This is a genomic window from Bradyrhizobium yuanmingense, from assembly GCF_029167105.1.
In the GTDB taxonomy this organism is placed as follows: domain Bacteria; phylum Pseudomonadota; class Alphaproteobacteria; order Rhizobiales; family Xanthobacteraceae; genus Bradyrhizobium; species Bradyrhizobium yuanmingense_A.
This window is the reverse complement of record NZ_JARFML010000006.1, coordinates 21,501-42,400: the sequence shown is the minus strand read 5'-3', so window position 1 is coordinate 42,400 and position 20,900 is coordinate 21,501. Positions and strand designations below refer to the sequence as shown.

Below are 20,900 nucleotides of genomic sequence, written 5' to 3'. Positions count from 1 at the left end.
CTCACTGCTCCGTTCCCACCAGTTCCCGGAGCTCTTCGGCATCGAATTCTTGCTCGATGAGCCTGATCGACACGACCCGGGCAAATGACGCAAGGTCGGGATGAGCGAACAGATCCGAGACCGCGATTGACACGCCGATTTCCTGCGACACCCGGCTCAGCACCCGCACGGCGAGCAGGGAATGTCCGCCGAGCTCGAAGAAGTGATCGTTGCGTCCGACCTGATCGACGTCGAGCAGCTCCGCCCAGATCCCGGCCAGCGCAAGCTCGATCTCGTCCTCGGGTGCCTCGTAGGTGCGACGCGCCAACGCATCCTCGCCCGGCGCCGGCAGTGCACGCCGATCGATCTTCCCGTTGGGGGTGAGCGGCAGCTGCTCCAGCACCGTCACCGACGACGGCACCATGTAGTCAGGCAGAACGGCAGACAGTGCCTCGCGCAAGGCGCGGCCGTCGAGCGACGGCTCGCCGCTCGCATAGGCGAGCAATTGGCGCCCGGTCCTGCCCTCCCCCGTCACCACGGCCGCCGCACGCACGCCGCGCTGCTCCAGCAGGCGCGATTCGATCTCTCCGAGCTCGATACGGAAGCCGCGGATCTTCACCTGCTGGTCGGCACGGCCGACATATTCGATCACGCCGTCGTCGCGCCAGCGCGCGAGATCGCCGGTGCGATAGAGGCGCGTGCCATCGTCGCTGAACGGATCGGGGACGAACCTCTCCGCGGTCAGTGCAGCCCGTTTCAGATAGCCGCGGGCCTGGCCAACACCGCCGATGAACAGCTCGCCGGTGACACCGACGGGAACGATATTGAGGTCGGAATCGAGGATGTGCGCCGACCTCGCACCGACGGGCCGTCCGATCGGTGCGGACTGGTGAGGCTTCAGCGCGGCGGCGTCGACGATCCACGCCGTCGGCGCGATCACCGTCTCGGTCGGGCCGTAGGCGTTGACCAGAAGATCGATATCGACGGCCTCGCGAAACGCCCTGACCCCGGTATCGGACCAGGCTTCGCCGCCGACGATACAGGCCCTGATCGCCAGCCTGCGCCCGCCCTGCCGCAATACCGCGCTCAATTGATCCGCATAGGCCGGCGGCAGGAAGATCGAGGTCACCGCATTACGGGTCATCTCGCTGACGAGATCGTCAATCAGAAGACCGGGCTTCGAAGGCAGGACGAGCGAACCGCCCGTCATCAGCGGCACCAGCCATCGCTCGTGGGCGATGTCGAAATTGATCGATGCCGTCTGGAACTCGCGGTCACGCGAGGTCATGCGGTACAGCCGGCCGATGGCTTCGCAATGCATCGCCAGCGGTCCGCGCGCGACCGCCACGCCTTTCGGCGCGCCGGTCGACCCGGACGTGTAGATGACATAGGCCAGGCTGTCCGGATGGATTTCGATGTCGAGGTTCCCGCCGTCCTCGCCGGCGCGCGGCGATGGCTCCTCGATGCAGAGCGCCTCGACCCCGGCTTCGCGCAGCACCGGTGCAAGCGGCTCGAGCAGCGCGCCTTGCGTCAGGACCAGCGCCGCGCCGCCGTCACGCAGCATGTAGGCAAGCCGCTCGGACGGATAATCCGGATCGAGCGGCAGATAGGCGCCGCCGGCCTTCAGAACCGCGAGCAGCGCGATGATCATGTCCGGGCTTCGGCTCAAGGCAATGCCGACCAGCCGATCCGGACCGACGTTCCAGAGGCGAAGGCGTCGTGCGAGCGCGTTCGCACGCACGTTCAACTCGCCATAGGAGATGCGCTGGTCGCCGCAGACGATGGCAATGGCAGACCGCGCCTGCGCGGCCTGCGCTTCGATATGCATCACGACGTCGGCGCAGGATGATGCGGAGGTCAGCCGCGCTGCGCCACTCCATTCGAGCGCTCGTCGCGCGTCCCGCTCGACTGCCGCAGAGAGATCACCGAGCGCACGTTCCGCATTCGCCGCGATCCGTTCCAGCAGGCCGTGGAGAATGTCGCGAAGGCGCAGGATCGCCGCCTCGTCGAACCGGCGGGAATCATAGTTGAATTCGATCTTCAGCCTGTCGCTCGCAGCGAACACCGCGACTGCCAGCGCATAGTTCGTCGGCGTCACATGCGCCACACGTCCCAGCCGCGGACCACCTTCCCCGCCCCGCAGCACCCCCTCGTCGATCGGATAGTTCTCGAACACCAGGATGCTGTCGAACAGCGGCTGCCCGGCATGGCCGGCGAGGCGCTGAATGTCGTAGAGCGGCGTCCATCCGTGCTCACGCAGCGCCAAATTCTGCTCCTGCAACTGGCGCAGCCAATCGCCCACGATGGCTTGTGGGCTGGTCGCATCGACGATGGGAAGCGTGTTGATGAAGAGACCCACCATCTCCTCTGAACCTGGCAATTCGGCCGGACGACCCGATATCGTCACGCCGAAAGAGACCGCGGACTGCCCCGAATGACGCCGCAGCAGCTGCGCCCATGCCCCTTGTATGAGCGTATTGAGCGTCACCCGTTCGCGCTTTGCGAAGGACTTCAGCCGCTCGGTCAGCGCTGCGTCCACCGCAAGCCCGACGCTGGCATGGCCTTCGGCCAGGGATGTTTTGGGAGACGCCAGTGTGTTCGCGAGCAATATGGGCGTTTCGAGCCCTGCCAAAGCCTCGCGCCAGAACCTCTCGGCGCTTTCGCGATCACGGCCCTGCAACCATGCAATGTAGTCGCGATAGCCGCCCTGCACGGCCGGCAGCGGGTGACCGCTCGCCTGCTGCAACACCTCCGCCACGAGCCGGGCCGAGCTCCAACCATCGACGAAGATGTGATGATGGGTCCAGATCAGCCAGTGCCTGTCGTCATCGAGCCGGATCAGGCGGATACGCTGAAGCGGCGGCTGCGAAATGTCGAAGCCCATCGCGCGCTCACGCCGGGATATCTCGGCTAGCGCGGCTTGCAGGTCCGCAGGCGCGCTGTCGCGCCAATCCTCCGCGATGAACGGCACCGTCACTTGGCGATGCACCATCTGCTGCGCTGCGCCCGACAGGTTCTGCCAGACAAAACCGGTCCGCAGGGCCGCATGCCGGTCGCTGACCATCTGCCACGCGGCTTTCAGCTTGCCTGCATCGACGCCGAACAGCTCGAGCCCGACCTGATTCACATAGGCGTCGTTGGCACCATCGCGCAGCGCATGAAACAGCATGCCCTGCTGCATCGGCGAGAGCGGATAGATGTCCTCAATGCCGCGAATATCCAGGTTCGCAGCTAACCGATCGAGGTCGGCTTGAGCGAGCCCAGACAGCGGGACATCCGATGGCGTGAGGCCGAACGCTCCATTGCAGCAATGGGCGATCAGTTCGCGCAGTGCGTCTTTGTAATGTGCGGCGAGCCGCTCGACCGTCACGTGCCGGTAACGCTTGCGTCCATATCCGAGAGACAATTCCAGCCGGCCCTCACGCACGAGGCCTGTAATGTTCAGCCAGCCGCGCATGGGCGCCGTGGCGCTACGCGAAGGACCTGCGCTCTCCGCTGCGAAGGAGAAGCGCTGGTTGGTTCCTATGTTGGCGTCGAAGCGGCCTAGATAATTGAAGACGATCTGCGGCTCCGCCAATTGCGCCAGAGCATGGCGTTGCTGCTCGGAGCCGAGATGGCGCAGCACGCCATAGCCGATCCCGCGGTTCGGAATCGCACGAAGCGTCTCCTTGACCGCCTTGATCAGCGACGCCTCGTCGCCTGCATCTTTCAGTCGGACCGGGAAGGCCGTCGTGAACCAGCCGACGGTGCGCGACACATCCGCATCCGGGAAGATCTCCTCGCGGCCATGGCCTTCGAGCTCCACGGTGATCTCGTCGTGCTGGCTCCAGCGCGACACCGCGCGCACGAGACCGGCGAGCAGGAGATCGTTGACCTGGGTCCGATAGGCAGCCGGCGCCTGTTCGAGCAGTTGCGACGTCAGGTAGGCATCGAACACCAATGATACCTCGCCGCCGTCACCGACACGATCGACGTCGCCATGGTCGTCGTCGCATGGCAGGCGCGCGCCGGCACCACGATCCAGCCAATACGGCAATTCGGCCGCGATCTCCGCCGTTCCCGCATAGGCATGCAGCCGCTCGCTCCACGAGGCAAAGGAGTCGCTCTTTGGCGGCAGCGCGACGGGACTGCCACGCTGCAGCTGGTCATAGGCCAACGCCAGGTCTTCCAGCAGGATACGCCAGGACACGCCATCGACGACGAGATGATGGATCGCAAGCAGCAAGCGCTGGCTACCGTCCGCCAGGTCCATGCCGACCGCGCGCAGCAGCGGTCCCGAAGACAGTGAGAGGCTTTCCTGCGCGGCACCGGCGAGCGCCGTGACCTCCGTCGCGCCGCCGACGCCCGCATGAAGCCATAACAATTCTGCTGACCCCGGCGCCGGCGCCTGCTCCGCCCGCCAGGCGCCATCCACCTGCCTGAACCGCAGGCGCAACGCATCGTGATGATCCAAGATGGCCGCAAGCGCGCGCCGCAGCGTCTCCCAATCGACCTGCATCCGGGGCAGCAGCAGAACCGCTTGGTTCCAGTGATCCCGGTTGGCAATGTCCTCGACGAAGAAGCGCGTCTGAATCGGCATCAGATGGGACATGCCAGATGCGGTGTCGCCGACTGACGCCTTCGCCGCCGGTCTCTCCTTCTTGGTCGTCCCAGTCGATATCACGGCAACCGTCGCCAACCCGGCAACCGTCTGCTGGCTGAAGATCTGCTTCGGAGTAAGCCGGATGCCGCGCTTGCGCAAACGGGCGATGATCTGCAGGCTCAGGATCGAATCGCCGCCGAGTTCGAAGAAATTGTCATTGCGGCCGACGCGCTCGCGAACGAGCACCTCGCACCAGACCGCCGCGATCGCAATTTCAATATCCCCCGCAGGCGCGGCATAGCCGGCCGACGCCCCCTCTTCGGCCGGTTCGGGCAAGGCGCGACGATCGACCTTTCCATTGGGCGTCAGCGGCAATTGCGCCAACATGACGATGTGTGACGGAACCATATAGTCCGGCACGGTTGCAGCCAGCTGTTGCTTGATCGCATCGGCCGGTGGAGCGGCGCCGCTCTCAGCCACGCAATAGGCGATCAGCTCCTGGCGCTCACTCGCACCGATTGGCCGTGAAACGACCACCGCGTCACCGATCCCCTGCAGCGCCTTGATGACACGCGCGACCTCGCCCAACTCGATGCGATAGCCGCGCAACTTGATCTGGTCATCAGAACGACCCAGGAATATCAGCCGACCCTCGCGGTCGCAGCGGCCACGATCCCCGGTTCGGTAGAGGCGCTCGCCCGCGGCGCCGAACGGATCCGGCACGAAGCGTTCCGCGGTCAGGCCCGCCGCGCCGCGATAGCCGCGCGCCAGCCCGGCGCCGCCGACATAGAGCTCGCCAACCACGCCGATCGGCACCTCGTTCAAGGCGTCATCGAGGACATGGACGCGCAGATTGGCAAGAGGCAGACCGATTGGAACCGGACCGTCCCCGCGGCCTGCCGCGCACTCATGCGTCACCGCACCGACGGTCGTTTCCGTGGGCCCGTAGTGATTCAGGATCCGGCATTCCGGCCGCAAGCGCCGGACGTCGTCCAGGAGCGCACCATCGCACGCTTCGCCGCCCAGGACGAGCGCGTCGCGGGGGAGCAGATCGGCCGAGCGCGAGGCCTGAAGCAGCCCTCGCAGATGGCTCGGCACGATCTTGAGAATGTCGACCTCGCCCTCGCGCATCGCTTGCGCAAACGCATCCGCATCGAACACGGCCTCCGGTGACAGCAGATGCAACGTGCCGCCGGATGCGAGCGCACCGAACAGGACAGTGTGGCCGAGGTCGGCCGCTACCGTCGAAACCATCGCCATGCTCGCCGACGGGCGCGGCTTCAGGCGCTGCAACAGGGCTTGCACGTAATTGGCCAAGGCCCCGTGCGAGACGCTGACGCCCTTAGGCGCGCCGGTCGATCCGGAGGTATAGATGACGTAAGCGGTCTGCGTTGGATGAATGGTCGTGTCGAGCGGCAGGCTCGACACCTCGGCGCGCGCCGCTTCCGCCTCCGCGTCGAGCACCAGGCAGCCCAGCTCGCGCGCATCCGCCAATTTGTCGCCCGCCGCAAGCATGATGTCGATGCCGCCGTCGGTCAGGATACGGCGGACGCGCTGCAACGGCCATTTCGGATCGAGCGGGACATAAGAGCCGCCCGCCTTCAGCACACCGAGCAAGGCGACGACAAAGGCCGGCGAGCGCTCGATCCACAGCGCAACCGGTGTCTCGCGTGCCACGCCCGTGGCGATGAGGGCGTGCGCGATACGGTTCGACCGGTGCTCGAGCGCCGCAAAGGTCAATTGCTCCCGGCCACATCGAATGGCGATGGCGGTCTGTCGATCCGCGATCGCCGCGCGATGAAGGCTCACCACATCGGCGAAGCCGAACGCCGCAGCCTCGCTCGGCAGGGTCTGCCGGTGTTCGTCGTCGATGACGAAGTCCGATATCCGCCGCTCGGCATTGTCGGCAATCTGGCGCAGCATCGAACCGAATTGCGTCGCCAATCGCGCGATAGTCGGACGATCGAACAGATCGGTGGCGTAGTTGAACGTGACCTTCATGCCGACGCCATCGATGACGTCGAGGGCGACATCGAAATGCGAACCAGCGAGATCGACAATGTCGATGTCGGCGGCGAGCCCCTCGACGCCGGAGAAACCGCCCGGCGCCGTCATGTAGTTGAACTTCGCCTGGAACAGGGGATTGTGCCCACCGCTGCGTTCGGGCTTGAGGCCGTCGACCAGCATTTCGAATGGAAGATCCTGGTGCGTCAGCGCCTCGACCACCGACTCCCTGACCTGACGCAACAGGCTGGTGAAGCTCGCTTCGGCGGCCATCTCGGCCCGCAGCACCAGCGTGTTGACGAAACATCCGATCAGTCGTTCGAGCTGCGTATGCCGACGCCCGGCGACCGGCACGCCGACACGCAAATCGCTCTGCCCGGTGTAGCGATGGAGCAGCGCGTAATATGCCCCAAGCAGCAGCATGAAGACGCTGACGTGATGCTCGCCGGCGATTTCCCGGAGCCGGGACGCAAGTGTGCCGTCGATGGCAAGGCCGATCGTATCGCCGGCATGGCTCTGGATCGTCGGGCGCGGCCGATCATGCGGCAGCGCCAGCACGGGGTGAACATCGCCGAGCTTGGCGCGCCAATAGGCGAGCTGCCGATCGCCCTCCCCGCCCGCAAGCCAGCTTCGCTGCCAGGCCGCAAAATCAGCATATTGAATCGCCGGAACCGGCGGCACGCTTGTACCCTGACCGGTACCGGCTCGATAGAGAGCGGCCAGCTCTTCGAGCAACACATCAAGCGACCAACCATCGACGATGATGTGATGGGCAAGCAACAGCAATTCGTAGGCATCGTCCGCCAGCTGAAGCATCACCGCCCGCAACAGCGGCCCGTTCACGAGATCGAACGGCTTGCCGAGCTCGGATCGCCTGATCGTCTCCGCGCGCTCCGAGCGTTCCCGTGCAGAATAAGCTCGAATATCCTCATGCCGGATGCCGATGCTCATGACATCGTGGACGAGCTGCGTTCCGCGGCCGTCCCTGGCGACGAATGTGGTCCGCAATATCTCGTGACGACGGACGATCTCGCCGAAAGCACGCGAAAGCACTGTACAGTCGAGCCGTCCCTTCAGACCGATTGTGCTCGCAACGGTATAGGCTGTCCCAGCAGGGTCCATGTTCCAGAGGAACCAGAGCCGATCCTGCGCGTGCGACAGCCTCGCGCGATCGGCCGCGGCGGACCATGGGATCGGCGGGAGCGCCCGGCCAGCACCGGTGCCCGCCAGGGCATCGATCCGGCCAGCAAAGGCCGCAAGCGCCGGCGCGTCGAAGAAGGTGCGCAGCTCCACTTCCACGTCCAGGCGGTCGCGGATCGCCGCGGCGACTTGACCAGCCGCGATCGAGTTTCCGCCCAGCACAAAGAAATCGTCCTCGCGATGCACCGCCGCGACGCCAAGTGCGTCGCACCAGATCGAGGCGACGGCGCGCTCGGTATCAGTCGCCGGCACCGTCAGGGATGCAGCGCCGCGGCGACGTCCTCTCTCGAACACCGCGAAGCTGTCGAGCGTGTTGTCGGCGAGACGCGCTGCGCAGGCCGACCGCTGCAGCTTGCCGCTCGTGGTCAGCGGCATCGCTTGCGGATTCAGCAGAACGATCACGGCCGGATATTCCTGCGCCTGCCGGAGGACGGCTTCGCCGATCGCATGTGCGAGCGCTTCCGGGTTGGTGCGCTTGAGCACGGCGCGGCTGAACTCCGCCGCCACTCCGATGGCTTCACGCCCGTCGACCTCGACGGGAAAGGCGGCAACCCGTCCGCGGCGGACGGATTCGACCTCGGCTTCGACCGCCTGCTCAACATCCGTCGGATAGACGTTCTGCCCGCGAACGATCAAGAGGTCCTTGAGACGACCGGCCACCACGAGTGCGCCGTCGCGAAGGAAGCCGATGTCGCCGGTCCGCAGCCAACGCGCGCCATCTCGCTCGACGAAGGCGTGATGCGTGGCCTCGACATTGTTCCAGTAGCCGAGCGCGACACTGGGACCGGCGACCCAGATCTCACCCACCTCACTCGCCTCCGTCCCCGCCGATCCGTCGACACGCATGATGCGCACGGCGTGACCAGCAGCAGTTCGGCCGCATGCCACGAGGTCCGTACCTTCGCTGGCGCTCGCGATGCGGCCGGCAGCGAGTTCCGCGGTGTCGAGCGTATAGCTCACGGTCTCGGCGGTGATATCGCCGGCCGTGACCAGCAGCGTCGCCTCCGCAAGGCCATAGCAGGCCGTCAACGCCCGCCGATTGAAGCCGGCACGCGCAAACCGGTCGCCAAATTTCTCGAAGGTGGTCCGGCGGACGAACTCCGAGCCCGAGAACGCAAACCTCCACCGGCTGAGGTCGAGCCGACGGATGGTCTCTTCCGAGATGCGGTCGGTGCAGAGTGAGTACGCGAAGTCGGGGCCGCCGCTCATCGTGCCGCCGTGGCGGTCAATGGCCTCGAGCCAACGTCGCGGCCGCTCAAGGAAATTCCGCGGCGACATCAGGACGCCGGTAAAGCCCGTGAACAGCGGGTTCAGAAGCCCGCCAATCAGTCCCATGTCGTGATAGAGCGGTAGCCAGCTGACAAAGACGTCGTCCGGCGTTCCGCCAGCGGCCGCTTCAATGGCTCGTTCGTTGGCCGCCAGATTGCCATGAGAGACGCAAACGCCCTTCGGCTGCGAGGTCGATCCGGACGTGTATTGGAGAAATGCGATCTCATCGGCGGCAGGCCTCGTCTCGCACCAGTCCGCCGCGAGATCGGACGAAATCGTGTCCACCGCAACGATCTCCACGTCGGCGAGCTCGGGCAATGCCGCCTCGATGAGACCGCGCAGCCCCGTCTCCACCAGGATGAAGCGAGGCGCGGCATCGCGCAGGATACCGTTGAGTCGTCCCGCATAGCGATCGGGGCCGCCCTCAGGCGGATACGCCGGCACGGCGATTACGCTCGAATACAGGCAGGCATAGAATGCGACTGCATAGTTGATCCCGCTCGGAAGCAGAATCACCGCCCGTTCGCCTGCCCCACCCATCTGCTGCAACCACGCCGCAAGTGCCCTGATCCGAGCGTCGAGCGCGGCGAACGTCAGCTCGTGGGCGACGTCGTCGCCTTCGAGGAACCGCAAAGCCACCTTCTCCGGTCGCAAGGCAGCGTGCTCTCGCAAGCGTTCGACGAGGTTGGATCTGTCCATGTTCTCGAATTCCTATCCGGCCGCGCGCCGAAAATCCCCACCGCCCGAATGAGACGTGCCGCCGATCACCCTTGCCGATCACCGCTGCCGATGAGCTTCGGCCATTGCGACGATCACCTTGCGCGGCCCCTTGAACGGGGCACGCGCGTGCGCCGTGAGCATGTTGTCGAGCATCACGACGTCGCCGGCCTGCCAGGGAAAGCTGATCTTATGCTTCTCGAGAACGGTCCGGACCGTTGACAGCGTCTCATCCTCGATCGTCGAACCGTCGCCATAGAAGACGTTGCGCGGCAGATCGGCTTCGTTCTCGACCACGTCGAGCAGACTCTCGCGCACCTCCGGCTCGAGATTGGAGACGTGGAACAAATGCGCCTGGTTGAACCAGACCCAGTCACCGGTGATCGGGTGCTGCGCCGTGCCCTGACAGATCTGGCGCGTGCGGAGCTCGCCGTCTTCCTTCCACTCGCATTCGATGTCGTGGCGAGCGCAGTAAGCCTCCACCTCCGATCTGGAGTCGGTGCCGAACACCTGCTGCCATTCGACGTCGAGCCCGTTGCCGTAGTTCCGCACATACATCACGCCCTTGTCGGCAAACCGCCCGCGAATCGCCGGCGGCATGTCGCGATAGATGGCGCGGCTGTCGGCGATCGGCGTCTCGCCGCCTTCCAGCGCCGGCTGCATGCAGTAGAACCAGATCTTCATCGGCCAATCGCGGGTATAGGCCTGCTCGTTATGCAGCGGGATATGCTGGTGCGGCGGATACTCCGTGGACGTGTAGACGCCCGAGGTCACCTGCGAACGCGGCGTCGACCCGAACTCGTAGGTCAGCAGCGGATGACCGAAATCGGCCGCGAAGGCCCGAAACGCATCGGGACCATCGAGCGAGAAATCGCGAAATACGATGCCGCCGCTGTCGGTCAGGTACCGGTCGATCGTCGCACGCAGCATGGGAAGGGATTGGCCGAGCGGCTGCCCGGCCTCACCTGGCCTGAGCAGCATGGGGAGAGTCTTGCCGTCAATGAGTGGCTGGACGGAGAATGCGCTCATGATCCTCGCTCCGATGCGAAGCAGTCGATCGCCCCGATTGCCGGACCAGCGCCCAGCCGATCCGGTCGATCAGCTCGGCCTGCTCTGTGTGAATGAAGAAGTGATGCCCGGGCAGAATATCGAGCGTGAATGCCGCCGAGGTCTCCTGCCGCCAAGCCTCGAGTGCTTCGCGGCTGGTCTCGTCGTCCGCTCCGCCAAAAACGTGTACCGGGCACGGCAATGGACGCCGCGGCCGGTAGACATAGGCCCCGCACATCAGAAAGTCTGCGCGCAGCACCGGCAGCGCGGACCGCATCAGCTCTGCATTCGACAGCGCCTCGTCGGGCGTGCCCTGAAGATTGCGCAGCTCCTGCATCAGCGCTTCGTCGCTCAGGGGATGGCGCCACTTGCTGCCGTCCCGAACCGCCGGCGACTCCGCACCCGAGGCGAAGAGAATGGCCGGCGCAGGCACTCCGCGATCGAGCAGGCCATGTGCGAGCTCGAACGCGATCACGGCGCCGAGGCTGTGCCCGAACAACGCGTAGGGCCCGTCGAGCTGCGCGGCAAGCTCGCCAGCGAGCTGCGCTGCCAGCACGCGCGGATCGGTCGCCAGCGGCTCGTCCATGCGCGCGCCGCGCCCGGGCCATTCCACCGGCCGAACGTCGATCCACGACGGCAGCAGCCTGCGCCACCGCGCATAGAACATGGCGCTGCCGCCGGAATAAGGCAGACAAAGAAGCCGCATCGGACGACCGAGCCCCGCTGGCTACGCCGACTGCCGAGGCGCCGCATCGTCCATGAATTTGCGCAAGCTGAGCGGGCGCATGTCGGTCCACACCTGTTCGATGTGGTCGAGACATTCCTTCTTGCTGCCGGTCTTCCCCACCGCCTTCCAGCCGCTCGGAATTTCCTTGAACGTCGGCCAGATGGAGTATTGCTCCTCGTGATTGACGACGACGGTGAAGGTGACGTCGTCCCTGTCGAATACCATCATGACTCGGTCCCCTTTTCGGAAAGCGAAAGCAGAGACGTTTGACTAGGTCAGAAGAAGACGAGGGTCAAAGCAATATCGACGCGCCTTTTTTTAAGACCTCAAAACTGGCGACGCGCGAACACAATGCAACCTCCGCGCTTGCCCGGCAACACGCGGGAAAATATTGGGATTTCGGGACAGATCGCGGATTGCTGTAATTCTAAACGCGCAAGCAGGAACTTTCTCGAGGCGGCAAGATCGCGCATTCATGTCGAACAGCGCTTCATTGTGCTGTCATCAATCTCGAAGAATAGCTTTCCTGACCATGGACCAACGAAAACCGCCGCGGACGAGTTCCGCGGCGGTACGCATCGGAAGTACCAAGGACTTGGCGTTCAGAAGTTGAACGTTGTCGACAGGAGGTAGGTGCGCGGCGCGCCGAGCGAGACTGCACTGCTCACGGTACGATAAGAATTCCAGTACGCCTCGTTGAACACGTTCTCTACGCTGGCGCGAACAACAATCGGTTTGCCGTTCCACGGCGACAGAAAGGTGTAGCGTGCGCCAAGGTCGACTCGCGTCCACGCAGGAAGCTCCTGTGTATTCGCATCGTTGGCGTAGCTCTCGCTAGTGTAGATAACCCGGCCAGTCATAGTCAGCCCCGGCAGGAACGGGGTGTCCCACTCGGCGCCCAGGTTCAGGTTAACCGCCGACACGCCAACGGGAACTTTGCCGTTGTAGTTGACGATGATCGATCCGACGGAGACCGCCTGCCTCACAACCTCGCCGTCAATGAAGGTCACGCCACCCAGCACCCGGAACGTCGGGGTCAGCTCACCGAAGGTGAACAGTTCGAAGCCCCGATTGCGCTGCTCGCCGGAAAGCCGCCTCGCAGGTAGGGTTTGCCCCGGCACTGCGACCGAAATAATGTTCGGGCTGGTAATGTCAAATGCGCTAGCCGTAAATCCGATCCGGCCCATATCGACCTTCATGCCGACTTCCTTCTGCTTCGTCTGAGCAGGAGGAATGATCTCGCCGACGTTGGAGTACGACGTGGCGCCGACAACGACTTCAGGTGCCTTTAAGCCTTCGATGTAGTTTGCGTAAAGGGAGATGTTCTCCACCGGCTTGACGATGACCGCATAACCGGGGCTCCAGGTCGGAACGTCGACACTCGATTTGGCAGAGGTCAACAGGTTCACGCTATCCACGCCTGCCGTTTGCCGCCTCGCGCCGACAACGAACTGAAGCCTTTCGTTGAACATCGACATCGTGTCAGCGATACCGACGCTGCTAAGCTTGGTCCGCGTCTCCAAATTCTGGACGACAGTAGCGAAGTTCGGATAAGGGATCGGAACCGGATTGTACAAATTCGAATTGACCGCAGCGCCTGCCCTACCGAACGAACTGTAATCGCGCTCGAAAGCCGAGTAGTTCACAGTCAAGAGGTGATTGATGGGGCCGGTATCGACCGAGGCTCGCAGCCCGACCTCACCCGTATAATTGTCATAAACATCTCGCCCGCTGAATGGAGCGGCCGTCCAGTTGCCGTTCGCGCTCGTGATGCGCGGCGATGGATAGACGTAGTCGATCTCGCTCTTGTGGTATCCAGCCGCACCATATGCAGTCACCGACTCCGTCAGATCGACTTCGCCACGCGTCATGGCAAACGCATCTTTCGGTTTCCATGTCGCCCATTCCGGCATGTAATTGGCGCCGGGCTTCGGAAGGGCAGGAACCGGAATAGTGGTCGCGAATGGAGGACTAGTGGTAAACGTCAGGAACCGCAGCGGCGGCTTCAGATTATCGGCCTGATAGCCGATATCCGTTGAAAAGCGCACGCGTTCGCCCCGGTAGTCGAGATTGAGCACGGCGTTGCCGAACTGATCAGTCTGCCGATCATACGCAGTCGAGCCGCCCCGCGCCTCACCATTGAACCGGACGCCCCATTCCTTATGTTCGCCGTATCGACGGCTCACATCGGTCTGCAATCCGAACTGAGACTTTGATATATAAAGTGCAGTAAGTTGTGTGATGTCGAAGTCCGGTGCGCGCTTCGTCACCAAGTTAATGCTGCCACCATTGGCGCCTGCAGGCGGCATGCCGCCGAGAAGCACCCCCGGGCCCTTCAGAACCTCGACCCGCTCCAGGAAATTCGCTGACGTGGAATAGAACGGCGCCATTCCATAGAGGCCGTTCATGGCATAGTCGCCACTGTCATGATAGAATCCCCTGATGTAGACGCCATCAATGCCGTTGCCGGCAGGAGTCTTCATTCGGACCGAGGGATCGTTGAACAGAACGTCGCCGACAGTTCGCGCCTGCTGATTCTTGATCAACTCCGCCGTATAGCTCGTCTGGTTGAACGGCGTGTTCATCACGCCGCGATTACCGAGCAGGCCGAGACTCCCGCCGGTCGCGACCTGGCCGCCTGCGTAGGCGGGCGGCACCGTGCCGACCGTACCGGTCGAAGGCACCACATAGGGAACGGGTGCAGCCTGGCGCGGAGCCGCCGCGGCGACGGATCGCTGTCCACGCGAGGCGCGCGTCGACTGTGATCTCTGGACCGGCTGACGGACTCTCGGCTTCGGAGCATCGACGGTCACGGGCGGCAGATTGGATTGCGCAGCCGCATGCTGAAGGTCACCCGAAGATTCCATCGACAGTGCGAGATAACTCACCGCCCCCAACGATAGTGTACGCACGATTTTCCTGGCCGAGAGTTCACGCGTCATTCCTACGCCCCAATTCCACTAGCAAGCAAGTCCCCGTCGCTTCCTAACATATGACGGCGCTGCGAGAAGGAATTGGGACCTAGAAATCATCTAAGGTTGCACGACAAACCGTCGTGGTCGGAGAGCGATTACCTGTTTCGAATCTCACCGCGCAAATTCGAATGCTTCTAGATTCAAATCGTTCTAATCGGCGATCCAACGTGTGACATGCAGGCGGTACGCTGTCACTCCGTCCGGAATTCTCGATTTAGCCAAGCAGGTTGCGTATAGTGCGCATGAATATTCTTGCACCAACGTCTATCAACTGATCCGGAAAGTCGTAGTTCGGCTCATGCAACCCGGGATGCTCTTTGCCGGCTCCCAGGAAAAACATCGCCGACTTCGCACGGGAGCCAAAACGTCCGAAGTCCTCGGAACCACGCAGCGGAAGGCCCTCCGCCGAATGTCGCACCCCCTCTGCGTCCAGCGCGCTTCTAAGATGGGCAACAGCATCGACGTCGTTTGCGCAATGATTGAAGACGTCGCGATAAGCGATTTCCGTGCTCAGCCCCTCACCGGCCGTCACGCGTCGAACCAAGTCTTCCGCCTCCAGTCGGAGCCGTTCCATCATCACGTCGGTGCATGTTCTCAGTGTCGCCCACAACTCGCCGAAGCCCGGCGCGATACCGAACGCAGGCTCCCCAAGTCTTGCGTGGGTGACCGTCAGCATCGAGAAGTCGTCGTCCAGCTCCGTACCGTGCCCAAGCGCGGGAATCTCCAGCAGAAGCCTGGCGAGCGCGTCTTTCGGGGAGATACCGAGCTCCGGATTCGACGCGTGCGTGGTTCGTCCCAATAATCTGATCCGCATTCCTTGCGAGGCGCAGTTCACCAAGCCCTCGGCAAGGGAGACCTGTCCAAAACCGAGCCCAGGTAGGTTATGCAGCGCGAAGACAAAGTCGGGCCGCACCTGCTCAAACTTCGCGTCAGCCAGAACGGCGGCCGCACCGGACCCGTCCTCCTCGGCCGGCTGAAACAGGAGCGCTACGCGACCTCGGCTTGGACGTTGCTGGCTCAGATTTTGCGCTACGGCCGCCAGAATTGCCATATGACCATCATGACCGCAGAGATGGGCTTTTCCTGCTACCAGTGATCGATGCTTGAGTTCTGATTTTTCCTGGATCGGCAGTGCATCCAGTTCGGCCCGAAGCATGATCGTCGGGCCAGACTCACGTCCATCATAGATTCCAAGCACGCCGTGACCACCGAGGCCCGAAACGATCCTGTCGGCACCCGCCGCCTGAAGACGGGCCCGCACGGCTTCCGCGGTGTTTGCCTCTTGCCCCGACAGTTCCGGCACGGCGTGAAGATGGCGTCGCCATGCCACCAATTCATTCAGATCGTTCTCGGTCAGGAACATTGGGCTTCTTTCTCTCTCATGACCGGCGGCGAAACGCCTGTTGTAGTCGCTGCACTGCTCTCGTCAATTCGATCGCGCGGAAGCCGAGGTCAGCATCACGCCTCAGACCGCCTGCTCAGATTTGCCGTCGATAGATTTCTTTGCATCTCCCGGTGCACACATCGTGCACACGCCGCCCCTTAGCCGATTGAAAATATTGAGCTCTCGCTCCAATCCATCATGGGCGCCGTAGAGAGCTTTCCATCGTCGCGGTCTCGCCGCGGGCCTGCGGCCGACGCCTTCGTCAGCGCGGGACGACGGCCGTCGCTTCGATCTCGACACGCGAGGATGGCTCGACGAGACGCACGATCTGCACAAGCGCCATGCTGGGGTAGTGGGCGCCAATGACCTCGCGATAGACCTTGCCGAGCGCCTTCAGGTTCGACACATATTCGTCCATGTCCACGACGTACCAGGTCAGGCGCACGAGATGGTCCGGCCGCGCGCCGCCCTCTGCCAGGATCGCGACGATGTTTTCGAGCGTCTGGCGGACCTGCGCAACGAGTCCGTCGGCAAATCGCCCGGCTGCGTCCCAACCGACCACACCACCCGTCACGATGAGTCGTCCTTCAGCCATGACGCCGTTCGCATACCCCCTCGGCTGCGGCCAGCCGCTGGGCTGAAGCAGTTGCAGACCGCCCGTCGCGGGGACTTCCGGCTTGCTGATCGTGCACATGCGTAGTTCTCAATCCTCTCAGCGCGGCTTCAACAGCTCGCGGGCGACAATCAATTTCTGGACCTCGGTCGCGCCCTCGTAGATGCGCAGCGCGCGGATTTCGCGGTAGAGACTTTCGACGACCTCTCCCTTGCGCACGCCGCGCCCGCCGAACATCTGGACGGCACGGTCGATGACGCGCTGCGCGGTCTCGGTGGCGGTCAGCTTCGCCATGGCAGCTTCGCGCGTCGTCGGAAGCTTCTGCACATCGCGACGCCAGGCCGCGCGGTAGGTCAGCAACGCCGCGGCGTCGGTGTCGGTCGCCATGTCGCCGAGCGCGGCCTGGGTCAGTTGAAGATCCCCCAGCGTCGCACCGAACATGTTTCGGCTGCGCGCATGCGACAATGCCTCGTCGAGCGCGCGACGGGCAAAGCCGACGGCTGCGGCGGCGACCGATGCGCGGAAAATATCCAGCGTCTGCATCGCGAGCTTGAACCCGCCCCCGGGCGCGCCGAGCCTGCGGCTCGCGGGAATCCGGCAATTGGTGAAGCGCAACGTCGCCAGCGGGTGCGGCGCAATCACGTCGATGCGCTCGGCAATGCTAAAACCGGGATCATCCGGAAAGACGACGAAGGCCGAAATGCCGCGGGCGCCCGGCGCCTCGCCCGTTCGAGCGAACAGCGTATAGACATCGGCAATGCCGCCGTTCGAGATCCAGGTCTTCTCGCCGTCGATGACGAAGTTGTCGCCGTCGGCCCGCGCCGTGCAGGACATCGCCGCGACGTCCGATCCCGCCTCCTTCTCGGACAACGCGAAGGCCGCGAGCCATTCGCCGGAACGCACCTTCGGCAGCACGGCCTTGCGCAGCTCCGCCGAGCCACCCAGTGCAATCGCTCCGGAGCCAAGCCCCTGCATGGCGAAAGCAAAATCGGCGAGGCCATCGGCATAGGCCAGCGACTCGCGCGACAGGCAGATCGAGCGGGAATCGATCGACGTCGCATCGCCATCGGGCGCCGCGACCGCGCAATCGAGCAACCCCGCCTCGCCCATCGCGCGCACAAGCTTGCGACAGGCGCCATCCACATCATTGTGATCGATCTTGTCGAGGGCTCCCGACTGCACGAAGCGATCGAGCGCTTCGCCGATCGCAAGATGGCGGGGCTCGAAGAACGGCCAGTCCAGCCATTCGCGCCGGATCATCTTTACCACGGAGTTCATCCGATCCCTCCTTCGCTCACGGCGCGGCCACGGCAGCGGCACGCGCCAGATTGGCTTCGTATTGTCCCTTGGCGGACAGATATTGCTTCGGCCAGTTGACCGCTGTGATGCCGATGCGCGCGGCTTCGTGCAGCGTCCAGGCCGGGTCGGCAAGATGCGGCCGCGCAATCGCGCAGAGATCCGCGCGGCCAGCCGCGAGAATCGAGTTGGCGTGATCGGCCTCGGAGATCGCGCCGACTGCAATCGTCTCGATGCCGACTTCGTTGCGGATCAGATCGGCGAATGGCGTCTGGAACAGGCGGCCGTAGATCGGCCGTTCCTCCTTCCAGACCTGTCCCGAGGAGCAATCGATCACGTCTGCTCCCGCCTCCTTGAACATCACAGCGAAGATCGCAGCGTCGGCCGGCGTGTTGCCGCCTTCGGTCCAGTCATGGCAGGACAGCCGCACCGACATCGGCCGATCGGAGGGCCATGCCGCGCGCATCGCCCTGAACACCTCCAGCGGAAAGCGCGCACGATTCTCGTGGTTGCCGCCATATTCGTCAGTTCGCCGGTTGGTCAGCGGCGACAGGAAGCTCGACAGCAAATAGCCATGGGCGCAATGAAGCTCGAGCCAATCGACACCGGCGTCGGCTGCACGGCGCGTTGCGGCGACGAAATCGTCGCGGACGCGGACCATGTCGGTGCGGTTCATTTGCCGCGGCAACTGGCTGCGCGGCAGATAGGGCAGCGCGGAAGCCGAGATCAGCGGCCAATTGCCTGAAGCCAGCGGCTGGTCAATCCCCTCCCAAGCGAGCCGGGTCGATCCCTTCCGCCCGGCATGGCCGAGCTGGATGCCGACCTTGGCGTGTCCGAGGCTATGGATCAGATCGACCAGCCGGCACCATTGTGCCGCTTGCTCATCGTTCCAGAGCCCGAGACAGCCCGGCGTGATCCTGGCATCCGGTGAGACGCAGGTCATCTCGGCAAAGATCAAAGCGGCGCCACCCATGGCGCGCGCTCCGAGGTGAGCGATGTGGAAGTCGTTGATCAGCCCATCCTTCGCCGAATACATCGCCATCGGCGAGACCATGATGCGGTTCGCCAGCGTGAGGCCGCGCACGCGGTGCGGCGTCAGCATCGGTGGCGGTACCCGTTCGTCGTCCTCGACGGCGATGCCCGAGCGCGCGGCAAACCATCGCTCGAATCCTTCCAGCCAGGCACGGTCGCGCAGGCGCAGGTTTTCATGGCTGATACGCTGCGAACGCGTCAGCATCGAATAGAAGAACTGCGGCGGCTCGAGCGTATCGGCATAGCGCCGGCCGACCACCTCGAACCATTCCATGGCATTGCGCGCCGCGTTCTGGATGCGCGCCACGTCGACGCGGCGCACTTCCTCGTAGGCCTCCAGCACGGTCTGGATGCGGTCGCGACCGTGACCATGGCGATCGAACTGGTTGGCGAGCTCGATGGCGTCGTCGAGCGCAAGCTTGGTGCCCGACCCGATGGCGAAATGCGCGGTGTGCGCTGCGTCCCCCATCAGCACGACGTGGGAGCGGCCGTTGAACACGCTCCACTTGCCGCAGATCAGGCGGCTGAAATTGAGCCAGGCCGAGCCGCGCAGATGGCGGGCGTTGGTCAAAAGCTTCGCACCGTCGAGCGTCTCGGCAAAGATCTTTTCGCAGAAGTCGATCGACCCCTGCTGATCGAGCTCGCCCAGCCCGTGAGCATTGTAGGCTTCTTCCGTGGTCTCGACGATGAAGGTCGAGGTTTCCGCATCGAACTTGTAGATATGTGCCTGGAACCAGCCGTGCTCCGTCCTCTGGAAGTCGAACGTGAAGGCGTCGAACGCCTTCTTGGTGCCGAGCCAGATGTAGCGGTTCGGCCGGATCACCATGTCCGGCTGGAACTGTTCGGCATAGCGGGCGCGAATCCTGGAGTTGACACCGTCGCAGGCGACGATCAGGTCGGCGTCGGGGAATTCGAGATCGGACTCCACCTCACGCTCGAAGGCGAGCTCGACACCCAGAGCCTCGCAGCGCCTCTGGAGAATGTTGAGCAGATGCTTGCGGCCAATGCCGATGAAGCCGTGGCCGGTCGTGCGCTGGCGCGTCCCCTTGAAGACCAGTTCGATGTCGTCCCAATGATTGAAGGCGTTCTCGATCTCGGCCGCGCTCTCGGGGTCGGCAAGACGCATCGCAGACATCATGGCATCGGAGAATACCACCCCCCAGCCAAACGTATCGTAGGGCTTGTTGCGCTCGACGACCGTGATGACATGTTCCGGATGTCGACGCTTCATCAGGAGGCCCAGATAGAGGCCGGCCGGCCCGCCGCCGATACAGACTATGCGCATGATCCCTCGCTTTCGCGCGTTGCGCCGAGCTCTCACCCAAATTATTTTAAGTATAAAATATTTCCTCGATGCGTGCATTGTCAAGACGGTTCTGCAAAGACCTCGGAGGGCACGCCCCTCACCGCAGCGCCGATCCTGAAATTTAGTGTAAATCGGATACACGGCGGCGCCGATTCCGGATCCCTCGGACCCAGCCTTGAATTTACTTTTGGCACGAACTATCTTGCCAATGTCCACGAGAGCTGCGTCAGCTTTCGTAAGCCACGACGCCCGGGAGATTCGATTGGCACTCGCGAAGGAGTCCACGCCTGTTTCGGCCAGGAACGAGACGGATCAGGAGGCTGAGTACAGGGCTCAAACACGCCTTTGGCTCCGACTGCTCGCCTGCACGTCCCTCATCGAAGGCGAGTTGCGGCGCCGGTTTCGCGAAGAGTTCGACTTCACGATGCCCCGCTTCGACGTTCTCGCCCAGCTCGACCGCGAACCAAGCGGACTTGTGCTGGGAGAGCTGCCCAAGCGCCTGATGGTCTCGGCCGGGAACCTCACGCCAATCGTCGACCGCCTGGTCGCAGATGGATACATCACTCGCACGGCGTCGAACCTCGACCGGCGCGTGCAGATCGTCTGTATGACGGTCGAAGGCCGCAAGATCTTCAGGCGAATGGCCAAGAGCCACGGCGCATGGCTTGCCGAGCTGCTGGCGGATTTCCCGGCAGATCGGTTCGATGGATTGATCGGCGAGCTCGACGAACTCAAGGCCGCCGTCAGGGACGCCTTGCAAAAACCTTGA

The 20,900-nt window shown here is 63.7% G+C and carries 10 protein-coding genes; 1 reads left to right on the top strand and 9 read right to left on the bottom strand.

Going from position 1 to position 20,900, the window contains the following annotated elements:
• Window position 1: 1 nt before the first annotated feature.
• From P0R31_RS09830 to P0R31_RS09790, 9 genes are all read right to left on the bottom strand, one after another.
• Window positions 2-9,733 (bottom strand): non-ribosomal peptide synthetase, encoded by a 9,732-nt coding sequence (locus tag P0R31_RS09830; protein ID WP_275513900.1) that lies wholly within the window; start codon window positions 9,731-9,733, stop codon window positions 2-4.
• Between the two features lie 78 nt (window positions 9,734-9,811).
• Entirely contained in the window at window positions 9,812-10,780 is a 969-nt protein-coding gene (locus P0R31_RS09825; protein ID WP_275513899.1) for a TauD/TfdA family dioxygenase, read from the bottom strand.
• A complete protein-coding gene (locus tag P0R31_RS09820) occupies window positions 10,749-11,504 on the bottom strand; it encodes a thioesterase II family protein (RefSeq protein WP_275513898.1) in 756 nt (251 codons plus the stop codon). Before P0R31_RS09820 ends, P0R31_RS09825 begins: the two co-directional genes overlap by 32 nt.
• Window positions 11,505-11,525: 21 nt before the next feature.
• Window positions 11,526-11,753: an MbtH family protein gene (locus P0R31_RS09815; protein WP_275513897.1), complete on the bottom strand. Its 228-nt coding sequence runs from the start codon at window positions 11,751-11,753 to the stop codon at window positions 11,526-11,528.
• Between the two features lie 374 nt (window positions 11,754-12,127).
• Complete coding sequence (locus P0R31_RS09810) at window positions 12,128-14,467, bottom strand: TonB-dependent receptor (RefSeq protein WP_275513896.1); 2,340 nt, start codon at window positions 14,465-14,467, stop codon at window positions 12,128-12,130.
• A gap of 247 nt (window positions 14,468-14,714) precedes the next feature.
• Window positions 14,715-15,863: an amidohydrolase gene (locus P0R31_RS09805; protein WP_275513895.1), complete on the bottom strand. Its 1,149-nt coding sequence runs from the start codon at window positions 15,861-15,863 to the stop codon at window positions 14,715-14,717.
• 283 nt (window positions 15,864-16,146) lie between these two features.
• Window positions 16,147-16,578, bottom strand: coding sequence for a RidA family protein (locus tag P0R31_RS09800; RefSeq protein ID WP_275513894.1), 432 nt, complete (start codon window positions 16,576-16,578; stop codon window positions 16,147-16,149).
• A gap of 18 nt (window positions 16,579-16,596) precedes the next feature.
• Window positions 16,597-17,775: an acyl-CoA dehydrogenase family protein gene (locus tag P0R31_RS09795; RefSeq protein WP_275513893.1), complete on the bottom strand. Its 1,179-nt coding sequence runs from the start codon at window positions 17,773-17,775 to the stop codon at window positions 16,597-16,599.
• A gap of 16 nt (window positions 17,776-17,791) precedes the next feature.
• A complete protein-coding gene (locus tag P0R31_RS09790; RefSeq protein ID WP_275514062.1) occupies window positions 17,792-20,110 on the bottom strand; it encodes a bifunctional salicylyl-CoA 5-hydroxylase/oxidoreductase in 2,319 nt (772 codons plus the stop codon).
• 283 nt (window positions 20,111-20,393) lie between these two features.
• Here P0R31_RS09790 and P0R31_RS09785 point away from each other — a divergent pair, with 283 nt between their 5' ends.
• Window positions 20,394-20,900, top strand: a complete 507-nt coding sequence (locus P0R31_RS09785; RefSeq protein WP_128262334.1) for a MarR family winged helix-turn-helix transcriptional regulator — start codon at window positions 20,394-20,396, stop codon at window positions 20,898-20,900.

Coding starts and splice junctions, on each gene's coding strand:
- P0R31_RS09800 (WP_275513894.1), bottom strand. CDS start 16,578: ATGTGCACGATCAGCAAGCCGGAAGTCCCCGCGACGGGCGGTCTGCAA.
- P0R31_RS09825 (WP_275513899.1), bottom strand. CDS start 10,780: ATGAGCGCATTCTCCGTCCAGCCACTCATTGACGGCAAGACTCTCCCC.
- P0R31_RS09815 (WP_275513897.1), bottom strand. CDS start 11,753: ATGATGGTATTCGACAGGGACGACGTCACCTTCACCGTCGTCGTCAAT.
- P0R31_RS09810 (WP_275513896.1), bottom strand. CDS start 14,467: ATGACGCGTGAACTCTCGGCCAGGAAAATCGTGCGTACACTATCGTTG.
- P0R31_RS09820 (WP_275513898.1), bottom strand. CDS start 11,504: ATGCGGCTTCTTTGTCTGCCTTATTCCGGCGGCAGCGCCATGTTCTAT.
- P0R31_RS09805 (WP_275513895.1), bottom strand. CDS start 15,863: ATGTTCCTGACCGAGAACGATCTGAATGAATTGGTGGCATGGCGACGC.
- P0R31_RS09790 (WP_275514062.1), bottom strand. CDS start 20,110: ATGCGCATAGTCTGTATCGGCGGCGGGCCGGCCGGCCTCTATCTGGGC.
- P0R31_RS09830 (WP_275513900.1), bottom strand. CDS start 9,733: ATGGACAGATCCAACCTCGTCGAACGCTTGCGAGAGCACGCTGCCTTG.
- P0R31_RS09795 (WP_275513893.1), bottom strand. CDS start 17,775: ATGAACTCCGTGGTAAAGATGATCCGGCGCGAATGGCTGGACTGGCCG.